This is a genomic window from Sphingobacterium alimentarium (assembly GCF_004342685.1).
Lineage (GTDB): Bacteria > Bacteroidota > Bacteroidia > Sphingobacteriales > Sphingobacteriaceae > Sphingobacterium > Sphingobacterium alimentarium.
Genome location: NZ_SMBZ01000001.1, coordinates 119,882 through 133,932 on the forward strand (window position 1 = coordinate 119,882; position 14,051 = coordinate 133,932).

Genomic DNA, 14,051 nt, shown 5'->3' on the forward strand with positions numbered 1-14,051 from the left:
AATTGTATTCCAAATTCTTTATTATCAATAATTAAATACCAATATTTGGACAAGATTAGATATTATGCACGAAATTGAGCCTTTCTACAATTGGAGACATGACTATATAGCAGCTGAAGATGAAAAATCACCATTCTACGGCGTGGAATACAACGAGTTTGAATTTGACAAACAAGTCTACAACTACCTGCTTCATCCTCAATGGGATGAATTTGGCTCACAAACCTTGTATCTGAAGGTATTGTATGCCGATTACGAACACAGCTTTGCTATAATCGAATTTATTGGCGAATGGAATGACGCCATCTACAACGACATTATGGCACTCAAACGCGAAATTATTGATGTAATGATCGGCGAGGGCATCACCAAATACATACTCATTGGCGAAAACATTTTGAACTTCCACAGCTCGGATGACTCGTATTACGAGGAGTGGTTTCAAGACATCGAAGATGGTTGGATTGCTGCTTTACATTTCAGAGAACATGTCATCGACGAATTCAAAGACAATAGCATTGACTACTATATCAACTTTGGCGGATACCTCAACGAAATCCCTTGGCGCACCCTCAAACCCAAACAGCTCTATAAACAAATCGAAGAGAGCCTGCAAAAGCGATTGAATATGTAGGCTTTACAACTTGTTATTAAATCTTTCACGATCATACAATCCTGGGGTGGCGTGGTCCAATTCTTCAAAGTCTAAATAAACAAATTGAAAGGGACGAACTTCTGTCAGTGAATACACAATTTCTGCTAAGACACCATAGTTGCCACTGGAGCCCATTTGGCTTAAAAAAGTCACGTCATTCATCTTAACGAATATCGTATCGCCAGAGGTTTTCACCAAATCCAACTGCATGCTTTGATATTGTTTATTCAAATCCGCAAGCACTTGGTCAATGGATAAGCTATCTGGTACGGCCAACTGCACCATGCTATCTGCTTCGGCATCGTATTTCCAAGTGACGGATGATACTTTTGGTTCGACGACTGCATCCGAAGTATTTGCTATGGAATCCGTAGAAGTGCTGCTAGATTCGCTATCACCCATACAACTCCATAATGTCAAAGGAAATAAAAGGGATAAACAAATAATACGCAGGGAGAACTTTCCTTTCATAAGCTTAGAATTAATAAAATCAATTCTTAAAAATACGAAAAAATTGAATCAAAAGAGACATTTCCCTTGCAATTCAAAGTTTCTATTCTATAGATAATTCAGTAACTTTGGGTCACAAAAAAAAAATAAAACTTTACTATCATGTCATTCAGAATAGAAAAAGATACAATGGGTGAAGTTCAGGTACCAGCAGAAAAATACTGGGGTGCACAAACCGAACGTTCACGTAATAATTTTAAAATCGGCCCTTCGGGCTCTATGCCAAAAGAAATCATTGAAGGCTTTGCTTATTTGAAAAAAGCGGCGGCTTATGCTAACCACGAATTAGGTGTATTGCCTATTGAAAAACGTGATGCTATCGCTGCTGTATGTGATGAAATCCTTGCAGGTAAATTAGACGATGAGTTTCCGTTGGTAATCTGGCAAACAGGTTCAGGAACACAGTCCAACATGAACGTAAACGAAGTAATCGCTAACCGTGCGCAAGTACTGGCAGGCGGAAAAATCGGTGAAGGCGAACCTGTATTGAAAGCTAATGATGATGTAAATAAATCACAATCTTCCAACGACACTTACCCTACAGGGATGCACATTGCGGCATACAAAGCGGTAGTAGAAGTGACTATTCCGGGAGTAGAAAAATTACGTGATACTTTGAAGCGCAAATCTGAAGAGTTCATGAGTGTCGTAAAAATCGGTCGTACGCACTTGATGGATGCTACTCCTTTGACTTTAGGTCAAGAGTTATCAGGTTACGTTGCTCAATTGAACTACGGACTTAAAGCAGTTAAAAATACATTAGCACACTTATCAGAAGTTGCATTAGGCGGTACTGCTGTAGGTACAGGCTTGAATACACCTGCTGGATACGATGTATTGGTAGCAAAATATATTGCAGAATTCACTGGGCATCCTTTCGTGACTGCACCTAATAAATTCGAAGCTTTAGCTGCTCACGACGCGATTGTAGAGGCACATGGTGCATTGAAACAATTGGCCGTAGCTTTAAACAAAATCGCGAATGATATCCGTATGTTGGCTTCAGGTCCACGTTCTGGTATCGGAGAGATTTTGATTCCTGAAAATGAGCCAGGATCTTCTATCATGCCAGGCAAAGTAAACCCTACACAATGTGAAGCATTGACAATGGTCGCTGCTCAAGTAATGGGAAATGATGTTGCTATCACTATTGGTGGTACACAAGGTCACTATGAATTAAATGTATTCAAACCATTGATGGCGGCTAACTTTTTGCAGTCAGCACGCTTAATCGGTGATGCTTGTGTATCTTTCGAGGAGCACTGTGCAGCAGGTATCGAACCGAATTATACGCGCATCAAAGAATTAGTGGACAATTCGCTAATGCTAGTGACTGCGTTGAATACTAAAATTGGTTATTACAAGGCTGCTGAAATCGCTCAGACGGCACACAAGAATAACTCTACGTTGAAAGAAACAGCTATCGCTTTAGGTTATGTGACAGCCGAGCAATTTGACGAATGGGTAAAACCAGAAGAAATGGTGGGAAGTTTAAAATAATATAGTGATTAAACTTTCGAAAAAATATAATTTTCCAAAAGCATACCTATTTATCATGGTAGGTATGCTTTCTGCTTTCATGAGCTGCCAGCGCCACTCGGATATGCAAACAGAGGGTGTCAAAGCACTGCAAGGTGTCTGGGTACAGGATAGCGTCGAAAATCAGGCTAATCTGCTTTCCTATTCTCTACATTCTTTTACTTTTCGTTGTGATTCTATTTACAGCACCATGGATGTGTATGCCAAAACCAAGACTATTCCAGACTCTTGCTATAATAATGGCAACTGGCAGGAATATGCAAAAGGCGTATACGTACAACGGGGAGATAGCCTCATCGTAGAAGGCGTCTACACCAAAGAAAATGGTAAACAAAAGATATCGGGATGCTATAAAAATGGACAGTACTTACCTCGATTTAAGATAATATCTATCTCTGAAGATTCAGTAGTCCTACAAAATAAGTTTGAATCAAAACCTATTACATTGCGCAAGACTCAAGATATTAACTGTATTCCAAAGAAACGTTGGGAAATGTAAAATTTAAATTAAAAATGCTAAATATTATTAGCATTTTGATTTAAATTTTTAACCCAACATGAAAACACGATTATTCTTAATTGCCACAATACTTTTTAATGTTTGCTATGGTCAAAGCGATAGCACTAAAATAGTCAATCTAATTTCGTACATAGCAAAAGGCGAAACTTTAAACTACGCTGTTTTAAAAACAAGAATTGACTCAAGTAGCACCAAAGAGCCCAAAACAACAGAAGAAGCCTTTAACTTCAAAATTACAGTAAAAGATTCTACAGATTCAAGTTATATAATTAGCTATCATCGAACTGCAGATATTTTTGCTAATCCAAAGTTGCTTGAATTGCCAGAAGAAATGCAACAAAAAATCTTTAATCTATCAACAGTAAAATTCGACTATGAAACGAATGAATTAGGCACATTCAAAAAAATATTCAATGAGGACCAACTCGCGGATAAAATATCCTCAGATTTGAAAGAAATATTTGAAATGTTGTCTACAGAAAATTCGGATGAAAATATCCAAAAATTTTTAGAAGATTTTCAAGGTTCAATAGATCCCAAATCATTAATTGCTGTTTATGCTCAAGATATACATGCATTGCATTATGCACTTGGTGCCTCACTAAATCTCCAAGATACTATTTCTTTTGAAGAAGAGTCTCTCGCTCCTATTTTAAATGTTCCAATTACTATGGAAGGAATATATTATTGTGCTGAATATGATCAAGAAAATGATTTCATCTCTATAGTTCAAGAAAAAACTGTTAACTCTAATTTTAAGGAGAAAATTCTTGATTTCGCAAGAAAGTACGAAAACAAAGAAAAACCAATCAATGAGGAAGAATTCAAGAATATGGACATGAATATTTATATTCATAATACCCATCAATATAACTCTTACTATGGTGTTGCAACCTATGTTGAACTATTTAAAGAAATTACAGTGAATACTAAAAATGAAAACATGAAGAGAATAGACATTTATGAAATTTCTCTGGTCGAGGATTGATAATATTTCCCAATCTTCGAAAGACTTAAATCAATTAAAAAAGCCGCTTTAAGCGGCTTTTTCTAGTTTATCAATTTCGTATCATCTGAAGATTTTAGCAGATTTTGTTTCAATTCGTTTTCAGATTGCAAGAGTTCTTGCTCTACAACCTTACGTTTCTCTCGACCGTCACGTTGGATCTGCAACACCTGTTCGATAGTATGGATAATATCGCTATTTGCTTTCTTGATTGTTTCGATATCCACGATACCACGTTCCGTTTCACGTGCTACACTAATCGTAGATTCTTTCAACATTTCCGAATTCTTACGTAATAATTCATTTGTCGCATCAGTAACTGCCTTTTGCGCTTCCAAAGCACGTTGCGAATGCGCAATACCCAAAGTCAACACCATCTGATTTTTCCAAAGTGGCAATGTGTTTACAATACTGGATTGGATTTTTTCCATCAAAGAAGAACTATTACTCTGAATCATACGAATCTGAGGTGCTGTTTGTAATACGACCATACGGGTCAATTTCAAATCATGCACTTTACGCTCAAAACGAACAACATGCTGCTCCATATCCTTGTAGGCCTGAATCTTGTGTTGATCGCCGGATTCTTCCGCCTCTCTCTTCAATTGAGGAAGTGTAACTGTGTGTACTTCTTGTAGCTTTTCCTCTCCCGCAGCGATATGCAGGGACAATTCTTTGAAATAATTCTGATTCTCCTGAAAAAGTTTATCAAAAATATTGACATCTTTCAACAGCGTTTTGTAATGCCCTTCGAGCTTGAGTTCGATTTGATGGATATTTTTTTCGACCGAAGCATATTCGGTACGTAGACGCGCTACTTTTTTCTTCAGGTTGTCAAAAAATGGAATCAACGGCTTTTTGTTCAGATTTTCATCAAAAGATTTGATATCCGAACGTAAGTTCAGCAAAATATCTTCAGCACCGCCCATGTCTTTGGTACGCACCTGCTTGAGGATTTCATTCGAAAAATTACTCACCTTAGTCTGACTCGCCACACCAAACTGAATGATGTCGGTTGTGGAATTCAGATTTATTTTATCCTTATATTGTTGGATCAAAGCCTTCTCTTCAGGTGAAAAATTCACTTGCATATCTTGACTCTTATCCGAATTATTATCATCGTAAGTAGTTAGGTCTATTGTACTCATAGTTTAGTCATTAAGTAATTTTTTATTTTTGAGGGTTTGTAGATAGACGTCCGACTCAGCAGACACATCCAACAACCGGTATTTAATCAAATTGGTAACATCTAATTCTATTGCCGAAGAAGCTTGTACAAGCACCGCTTCCAGCTTATTCTTTGATTCTAGTGTAATGGCATTATTCAAGCGCGTCTGCTCCAGATCATAATACTCGCGCAGTACATTCACTACGGTACCATGTCTTACCAAAAATTTTTCCGCCTCTTGAAGGTCCCTTTGCTCCAGCAGATGAAACAAACGAACTATCTTTTCTATATGTGTTTGCAGATTTCTATTTTGAATAGATTTCTTATAAAACATCAATTTTGTAACAAAAGATTGAGGAGTTTCAATCTCTGCCATCGCCAATTCGAGTTGTCGCTGATGTGAAATGCTATTGACCCAAGTAAGCTGACGTACTTCTGATAATTCTAAGCGCTGTAAATAATCTTTGGATTGACTCAATAGTAATCCATTACCAGCGATATAAGAAGCAATATACCCACACACGGTAGCCAACATACCCGATGACATGGCGCCCGCAAAATAATAGAAGGAATAAAATAAGCCAAATTGGATAAATAACATTATCCAGGCTAGAATATACCATGAACGCACTTTACTCTTGGAAGCCTGCGACATCATCACTAAGGGATGAATAGGTGGAATAAACAATAAAATGGAAAAAAATGTCCATTTTAATTGACCAAATTCCCAACGTTTACTTTTCTTTGTCGCAAAACCCATTGTCCTTTATTCGTTATAATGTTTAAATATACTTATTTTTTTTATCGCTATAATATATCAAATTCACAGCAACATTAATAAAACGTTCAATTCCTATTCCAATAATCAATATTTTTACACAATGGCAACAAAAAACAACTATATCAGCTACTTACGTGTCATTGCGACAGTCTTTGTTATATTGATTCATGCCAGCACCGGATTTTTGAATCGGTTTGATGCTGATGGCTTTGGTTGGAATTATGCCAATTGGATTAATTCGGCGACACGTTGCTCAGTGCCTATTTTTGTGATGCTTTCAGGGGCTTTACTCCTTCGAAAAGATGAAGACACATTTGTGTTTTATAAAAAAAGGATTACCAAATTACTGTATCCCTTTGCGTTTTGGACGATTATTTATCTGACTTATTACTTCTATCGATACACCAATTTTAATGCTTTATCCACGGACAAAATAGTTAGTATTACTCAAGATAAAATATTGCATGGGTCTAATGCACATCTTTGGTACCTGTACATGATTATTGGAATGTACTTAGCCATCCCCTATTTGCGTAAAATTATTAACCAAGTTAGTATTCGGGAGATTGAGATATTTTTAATGCTGTGGTTTGCATCGATGATTTTGTTGAACAAGCACTATTATCCTGTTGTACCAAAATTCGATTTATCCTTTTTCTCGGGATATTTGGGTTATTTGGTATTCGGGTACTATTTATCCATCAAATCTTTCAATTGGAACAAATATCTGCCCCTGATTGGTTACATAGTAGTATCCATTTTCACCGTATATATGACATACAATTGGAGCCTAGAGTCTAACAAATACATCCCACATTGGTATAATTATGTTTTTCCGAACACAGCATTAGCCGCGGGATTCATATTCTTATTTATAAAAAATATTACGCCCCAAGACACCGAACTACCAAGTTGGCTTCGCGTAATAGATGAATACAGTTTTGGTATTTATCTCGTTCATATATTACCGCTCAATTATCTACATCCTCATGTATCTAAATATATGAGTACTCTGTGGGTGGTCCCAGTAGCTACGCTATTGACATTGATTAGTTCGATTGGAATTATATATGTATTGAGAAAGATTCCTTATGGAAAATATGTGAGTGGATAATTGCCCCCTATATCGGACGGGGGAATCATCCTTTTCACAGCAAAAAAAAGCTATCTCATTGGAGATAGCTTTTTATAAGTATGTGTTATACGGTTATTTTCTAAAGATTAGAACGGCAAATCGTCATCGTCAGCACCTGAAGATGAAATATCTACTGGAGCAGGCATATCATTGTATGATGGTGCAGAAGCTGCAGCCGTATTTGCCAATTTAGTCACTCTCCAAGCTACTAATGAGTTGAAATACGTTGTTACACCTTGTGCATTCGTCCAAGGACGACCACGTAAATTGAAAGAAATTTCAATCTCTTCGCCTACAGACAAATTATCAAAAATATTAACTCTATCTTGTGTCGCTTCAAAACGAATATACTCCACAAATTGTGGGTTTTCTGCGTATGCAACGATCAAATCTCTCTTTTTAAAAGATTCAGTAACCTGTTGTACAGCACCTACTTCGTGAACTTTTCCTCTGATTTCCATATCATTAATTGTATTAAACCGTAAAATTACACATTTTTTGCGTCGAAGATTAATTAACTTTGCACAAATATGAAAGAAGTTTTCAACACAGCAAGCAAAGTGATAATAACTTGTAACAAAAGATTATCACCATACCTTCAAGAGGAAGTTACAGCATTAGGATACGAAATAAAGAGAGCATTCAATACGGGTGTAGAATTACACGCATCCATCAACGAATGTATTCGACTGAATCTGAACTTGCGCACAGCAAGTCAGGTTTTATATGAATTAGGTTCATTTCGTGCCAATGACCCCAAAGAATTATACGATGCATTAGTGAAAATCGAGTGGGAAACCATTATCCCTTTTGATGGATATTTCACCGTGACATCCAACGTGCACAACGACACGATTACTACGCCACTTTTTGCAAATGTAAAAGTGAAAGATGCTATCGTAGATAGAATCAAAGATAAGAAAGGGGTTCGTCCAGATACAGGTCCCGATGCGCACAAATGTGTGATTCACTTACACTGGATGGAAGATCGCGCAGAAATTTTCTTGGACACATCCGGCGAAACATTGGCGAAGCATGGCTACCGTAAACACCCGGGAAAAGCACCAATGCTAGAAGCATTAGCTACTTCAACCATCATGGCTACCAAATGGGACGGTAAATCTCCTTTTATTAATCCGATGTGTGGTTCAGGAACATTGGCTATTGAGGCAGCTTTGCTAGCACAAAAGAGAATGCCCGGTTTGTATCGTATGAACTATTCATTTATGCACTTCATTGGGTACGACGAAGAAGTTTTCTTCCAAGAAAGAAGATTGCTAAAAGATAAAACCGAGAAGACCAATCTTCCGCCTATCATCGCATCTGATATTTCGAAAGAAGCGATTGAAATCGCCAAGATCAATGCACAGACCGCTGGTGTAGAGCATTTGATTACCTTTGAAGTTTGTGATTTTGCGGACACGACAGTTCCAGCTGAGCCGGGAGTTATCATGTTCAATCCTGAATATGGAGAAAGACTAGGTGTGCACAGCAAATTAGAATTGACTTACAAACGCGTCGGAGACTTCATGAAGCAGGAATGCAAAGGCTACCGGGGATATGTGTTTACGGGTAATCCTGACCTTGCCAAAAAGATTGGACTCAAAGCTTCGCGAAGATTTGAATTTTTCAATGGCAAATTAGATTGTAGACTCCTGCAATATGAGCTCTACGATGGTACCAAAGAAGATCAAAAGTAATTCAAAATACCGTACTGCGGAATACCGTAGATACCCTACTGAGAAATACTGTTTTTTAAAATAAATTTTCAGTAAATATACATCAAAGATTGAAAACAGGAAAAACGGTTGTAAATAAAGGCTTTACAGCCGTTTTATGATTTTTTGGTAATGTGGTAAAAAGCAGGAAAAAGCAACGATTGGCAAAAGTAAGGTTACTAAAACGTTACTTTTAAACATCGGAAACAATCAATTCAAAATACTGTATTTCAGCTTTTTGCGCAATTTTTCATATTGTTCCGTGGCTCACATAAGTTTAATTTTATCATTAAGAATTCTGAGTATGGAAACGACAAAAAAATCAACATTTAAGGTGCTTTTCTACCTTAAAAAGAACGCCCCGAAGAAGAACGGAAAAGTTACGGTTATGTGCAGGGTTACCGTAAACGGTAAACAGTCTGCATTCAGTACCAAGCTGGATATTTCCGCAACAAATTGGGATTTGAAGTACGGCAGGGTTTTAGGTAAAAGCCGAGAAGCCCAAGACACAAACAGCAAACTTGACAAAATTCGTTCGGGTATCGAGGAATGTTATTCCAAAATCCTGAAAAACGAGGGGGCTGTAAACAGTGCTAAACTTAAAAATGCTTTTCTTGGTATGGAAAGCGGAGAGCTTACCTTTTTCAAATTCTATGAACAGTTCCTGTCTGACTATGAAAAAAAGGTAAACAGCGGACTTCGGGTAAATGGCACACGCAGTAAATACAAAATACTTTTGAAACATCTTCGAAATTTTGCACTTACAAAATACGGCTATTCCGATGTGTACTTTAACGACCTTACACCTGACTTTGTGCAGGACTTTGATTACTACCTGCGTGACGACCAAAGTTTAACACACAACACCATTTGGCTGTATATGATTGGATTTACTACGCTTTGCCGATTGGCAATGAGCAGAAAGCATCTTGCTTTTAATCCGTTCAGCGAGTACAAGAATACCAAAAAGGATAAAGACCGTGGTTATCTATTGCGTAATGAATTGGAACAGCTCGTAACGTTCAACTGCGATAAAAAGAAAGACGAATTAGTTAAAGACTTGTTTGTTTTCAGTTGCTTTACAGGTCTTTCCTATTCAGATATGAAAGGACTTAGAAACAGTAATATTCAAGACTTTTTTGATGGCAACCAATGGATAATCGTACGCAGAAAGAAAACGGCTACATCGTCAAACGTGATGCTCTTGGATATACCGAAAATGATTATCGAAAAATATGCAGGATTCTCAAAGGATGGAAAGGTCTTTCCTGTCCCATCAAATACGATTTGTAATGACAGTTTAAAGAGAATATCCCAACTGATTAAATGCCTTGTAGAAAAGAAAGTAACCTTTCATTTGGCACGTCATACCTTTGCAACACTATTTTTAAGCGAAGGTGTTCCATTGGAGAGTTTGAGCAAGATGTTAGGGCATAAAAATATTGCTACCACACAGATTTACGCCAAGATACTCAACGAGAAAGTTGGTAAGGATATGCAAAAAGTATCGCATAAATTCAAGGGTATGGAGCAGTCTTTTGGTTCGCAACTTTGAAACTAATAAAACAATTAAAAGGATAACATCCGCTATTTTTTGAGTTGGACGCAAATGTTATGAACGAACGTCCCAAAATCCCACTGATAAACAAAATGGAGTGAATGAGTAATAATGTTTCAAACGTATGGTCAAGCACATTTGTCTTTTTTGATACTCAATGCTAAAAAACAGCTTTACCTTTCACTATAATATTGTGACATTTTACACTATTGGACAGTGTAATTTGACTATCTTTGAACAGGTAAAAATTAATTAGGCTTCAATGAACCGAATTAAAGACGTTTTAAAAGAGAAAGGAATCTCACAAGCTTGGCTTGCTAAGAAGTTGGACAAAAGTTACAACACCGTTAACGAGTACGCTCGAAACGTGAGGCAACCAAGCATTGAGGATTTGTATCGAATTGCTAAAGTTTTAGGCGTTAATGCAAAAGATTTATTGATAGAAGAATGAGTAAAGAAAACCAAATAGAAGAACAACTAATTGAGCAACTAAAAGGGCTGAAATATATTCATCGTCCAGATATTTTTGACAGAAAAACACTGGAGCAAAACTTCAAGACTAAATTTGAAGAATTGAACCGTGTTCGGCTTTCTGACAGTGAATTTTTAAGACTTCGGGAACAAATCATTAATCCTGATGTATTTGCTGCTTCTAAAGTTTTGCGTGAAAGACAGTATTTTCAACGTGAAGACGGAACACCTTTACATTATACATTGGTCAATATCAAAGACTGGTGCAAAAATGAGTATGAAGTAGTTAGCCAATTACGTATTAATACGGAAAACAGCCATCAACGATTCGATGTGATTTTGCTTATCAACGGTTTGCCTATGGTGCAAATTGAATTGAAAAAATTGGACATTTCGCCACGAAAAGCAATGCAGCAAATTGTGGATTATAAAAACGAAGCAGGCAATGGTTTCGGAAATTCACTGCTTTGCTTTATGCAGTTGTTTATTGTAAGTAACAGAACAAACACCTTCTATTTTGCAAACAATATAAAACAACATTTCCAATTTAATGCCGATGAGCAATTTTTACCTGCTTACCATTTGGCAGATGAAAAAAACAGGAAAATCAAGCATCTTGAAGACTTTACGGATAAATTTCTGAAGAAATGCACATTGGGCGAGATGATTAGCAAATATATGGTATTGGTGCAAAGTGAGCAGAAAATGCTCGTGATGCGACCTTATCAAATTTATGCTGTAAAAGCTATTGAAGAATGTGTCAATCAAAATCGTGGAAATGGCTATATCTGGCACACTACGGGAAGCGGTAAAACACTGACTTCTTTTAAAGCATCTACACTTTTAAAGGATAATCCCGAAATTGAAAAATGCTTGTTTGTAGTAGATCGGAAAGATTTGGACAGACAAACTCGTGAGGAGTTTAATAAATTTCAGGAAGGCAGTGTGGAGGAAAACACCAATACTGAAACGTTGGTAAGGCGTTTACTCTCTACTGACTATGCGGATAAAGTAATTGTTACCACCATTCAAAAATTAGGTTTGGCTTTAGATGGTACCCAAAAGAAAAACTACAAAGAACGTTTAGAGCCGTTGAGCAAACAACGTATTGTTTTTATTTTTGACGAGTGTCACCGTTCGCAGTTTGGTGAAAATCATAAAGCTATCAAAGAATTTTTTCCTAATGCACAATTATTTGGTTTTACGGGAACACCTATTTTTCCTGATAATGCTACTTATAAAATACGTGAAGGAGAATATGAGTCTTATAAAACCACACAAGATATTTTTGAAAAAGAATTACACGCTTACACTATAACACACGCCATAGACGATAGAAATGTATTGAAGTTCCATATTGATTATTTCAAAGGCGAAGGCTCAAAGAGTGCCAAACCTGGCGAAGCGATTGCCCAACAAGCCGTAGTGGAGGCTATTCTGGAAAAACACGATGCAGCAACTAACGAGCGTAAATTTAATGCGGTATTGGCAACAGCCTCTATCAATAACGCTATTGAATATTATCAAATTTTCAAGGAATTACAAAAGATAAAGCAAAATGATAATCCAAACTTTGTTCCGCTAAATATCGCTTGCGTATTTTCTCCACCTGCTCAATTAATGACAAAAGATGGAGATCAAAGAAGTCAAAAGAATGCTGCTGACATCAAGCAACTTCAAGAAGATTTAACACAAGAAAGAGAGGATAATCAGCAAAATCCCAAAGAAAAGAAAAAGGCATTAATGCAAATTATTGCCGATTACAATACACAATATAAAACCAATCATAATATCAACGAATTTGATTTGTATTATCAAGATGTACAAAGACGTATCAAAGACCAAAAATACAGCAACAAAGACGTACCTCACAAAGAAAAAATAGATATAACTATTGTGGTAGATATGTTACTCACGGGGTTTGATAGTAAATTCTTGAATACTTTGTATGTGGACAAAAACCTGAAATATCACGGATTGATTCAGGCATTTTCCAGAACCAACCGTGTGTTGAACGACACTAAACCGTATGGAAATATTCTCGATTTTCGTTCACAACAAGAAGCCGTAAACCAAGCTATTGCTTTATTCTCGGGAGAAGATAATAAAGAAAAATCAAGAGAAATTTGGTTGGTTGAACCTGCACCTGTGATGATTAACAAGTATAAAGAAGCTGTTGAAAAATTAGGTGTATTTATGCAGGAAAACAATTTACTCAGAGAACCAGAAGAAGTATACAACCTAAAAGGTGATGCAGCTCGGATTGCCTTTGTTAAAAATTTCAAAGAAGTACAGCGACTTAAAACACAGCTTGACCAATATACAGATTTAGACGACAGACAAAAGGAAAAAATTGAATCCATATTATCTAAAGAAACTTTACAGGAGTTCCGCAGTTCATATATAGAAACGGCAAAACAATTGCAGGAAATACAGAAAAAAGAAGGTAATGATGCGCCTGATGATATTCAGCAATTGGATTTTGAATTTGTGTTGTTTGCTTCTGCTGTAATTGATTATGACTACATAATGAGATTAACTGCGGAAAATCTTGGAATGAAACCAGGTAAGCAGAAAATGAGCAAAGAACAAGTAAAAAGTTTATTAAAGTCCAACTCCAATTTAATGGATGAGGAAGAAGACTTATCTGAATATATTGATAGTTTAGATTGGAATAAAGGATTAAGTGAAGAGGAGCTTCGAAAAGGTTACGATACATTTAAAGATGAAAAATATAATAAGGAAATTACAACTCTTGCCAACAAGTACGGCTTACAAACCACAGTCTTAAAAATTTTTGTAGATACGATTATGAGCCGTATGATTTTTGACGGAGAAAAATTAACGGATTTGTTGGAGCCTTTAGATTTAAGCTGGAAAGAACGTAGAGCAAAAGAATTGTCATTAATGGAAGACCTTGTTCCGCAATTAAAAAAATTAGCTCAAGGTAGAGAAATAAGTGGTTTAGCTGCTTATGATAATAAATAAAA

General features: G+C 36.6%; 13 protein-coding genes. 9 read left to right on the forward strand and 4 right to left on the reverse strand.

Annotated features, from left to right (window positions below; genetic code table 11):
- The first annotated feature begins 64 nt into the window (after positions 1-64).
- Positions 65-634 carry a hypothetical protein gene (locus EDC17_RS00580; RefSeq protein WP_132775900.1) on the forward strand — a complete coding sequence of 190 codons (570 nt, stop codon included), beginning with the start codon at positions 65-67 and terminating at the stop codon, positions 632-634.
- Between the two features lie 3 nt (positions 635-637).
- Here the strand turns inward: EDC17_RS00580 and EDC17_RS00585 are convergent, their stop codons facing one another.
- On the reverse strand, positions 638-1,126 hold the full coding sequence (locus tag EDC17_RS00585) for a hypothetical protein (RefSeq protein ID WP_132775902.1): 489 nt from the start codon (positions 1,124-1,126) through the stop codon (positions 638-640).
- 141 nt (positions 1,127-1,267) lie between these two features.
- Here EDC17_RS00585 and fumC point away from each other — a divergent pair, with 141 nt between their 5' ends.
- The 3 genes from fumC to EDC17_RS00600 are packed head-to-tail and all read left to right on the forward strand — an operon-like array spanning position 1,268 to position 4,212.
- Positions 1,268-2,665, forward strand: a complete 1,398-nt coding sequence (fumC, locus tag EDC17_RS00590; RefSeq protein WP_132775904.1) for a class II fumarate hydratase — start codon at positions 1,268-1,270, stop codon at positions 2,663-2,665.
- 4 nt (positions 2,666-2,669) lie between these two features.
- A complete protein-coding gene (locus EDC17_RS00595) occupies positions 2,670-3,203 on the forward strand; it encodes a fumarate hydratase (protein ID WP_132775906.1) in 534 nt (177 codons plus the stop codon).
- 58 nt (positions 3,204-3,261) lie between these two features.
- Positions 3,262-4,212, forward strand: coding sequence for a hypothetical protein (locus EDC17_RS00600; RefSeq protein ID WP_132775907.1), 951 nt, complete (start codon positions 3,262-3,264; stop codon positions 4,210-4,212).
- Between the two features lie 62 nt (positions 4,213-4,274).
- Here the strand turns inward: EDC17_RS00600 and EDC17_RS00605 are convergent, their stop codons facing one another.
- The gene (locus EDC17_RS00605; RefSeq protein WP_132775909.1) at positions 4,275-5,378 is read right to left on the reverse strand and encodes a toxic anion resistance protein; all 1,104 of its coding nucleotides are present in this window, start codon (positions 5,376-5,378) and stop codon (positions 4,275-4,277) included.
- A gap of 3 nt (positions 5,379-5,381) precedes the next feature.
- The gene (locus tag EDC17_RS00610; protein WP_132775911.1) at positions 5,382-6,158 is read right to left on the reverse strand and encodes a 5-bromo-4-chloroindolyl phosphate hydrolysis family protein; all 777 of its coding nucleotides are present in this window, start codon (positions 6,156-6,158) and stop codon (positions 5,382-5,384) included.
- A 121-nt stretch (positions 6,159-6,279) separates the two neighbouring features.
- On the opposite strand from EDC17_RS00610, the gene EDC17_RS00615 reads away from it, so the two are divergent.
- The gene (locus EDC17_RS00615; RefSeq protein ID WP_132775913.1) at positions 6,280-7,293 is read left to right on the forward strand and encodes an acyltransferase; all 1,014 of its coding nucleotides are present in this window, start codon (positions 6,280-6,282) and stop codon (positions 7,291-7,293) included.
- Positions 7,294-7,400: 107 nt separating this feature from the next.
- Here the strand turns inward: EDC17_RS00615 and EDC17_RS00620 are convergent, their stop codons facing one another.
- Entirely contained in the window at positions 7,401-7,775 is a 375-nt protein-coding gene (locus tag EDC17_RS00620) for a DUF3127 domain-containing protein (RefSeq protein ID WP_132775915.1), read from the reverse strand.
- A 69-nt stretch (positions 7,776-7,844) separates the two neighbouring features.
- Here EDC17_RS00620 and EDC17_RS00625 point away from each other — a divergent pair, with 69 nt between their 5' ends.
- From EDC17_RS00625 to EDC17_RS00640, 4 genes are all read left to right on the forward strand, one after another.
- Positions 7,845-9,014 carry a THUMP domain-containing class I SAM-dependent RNA methyltransferase gene (locus tag EDC17_RS00625; RefSeq protein WP_132775917.1) on the forward strand — a complete coding sequence of 390 codons (1,170 nt, stop codon included), beginning with the start codon at positions 7,845-7,847 and terminating at the stop codon, positions 9,012-9,014.
- Between the two features lie 322 nt (positions 9,015-9,336).
- On the forward strand, positions 9,337-10,587 hold the full coding sequence (locus tag EDC17_RS00630; protein WP_132775919.1) for a site-specific integrase: 1,251 nt from the start codon (positions 9,337-9,339) through the stop codon (positions 10,585-10,587).
- 265 nt (positions 10,588-10,852) lie between these two features.
- Entirely contained in the window at positions 10,853-11,041 is a 189-nt protein-coding gene (locus EDC17_RS00635) for a helix-turn-helix transcriptional regulator (protein WP_132775921.1), read from the forward strand.
- Positions 11,038-14,049, forward strand: coding sequence for a type I restriction endonuclease subunit R (locus tag EDC17_RS00640; protein ID WP_132775923.1), 3,012 nt, complete (start codon positions 11,038-11,040; stop codon positions 14,047-14,049). The genes EDC17_RS00635 and EDC17_RS00640 overlap by 4 nt, the downstream gene beginning before the upstream one ends.
- Positions 14,050-14,051: the final 2 nt, after the last annotated feature.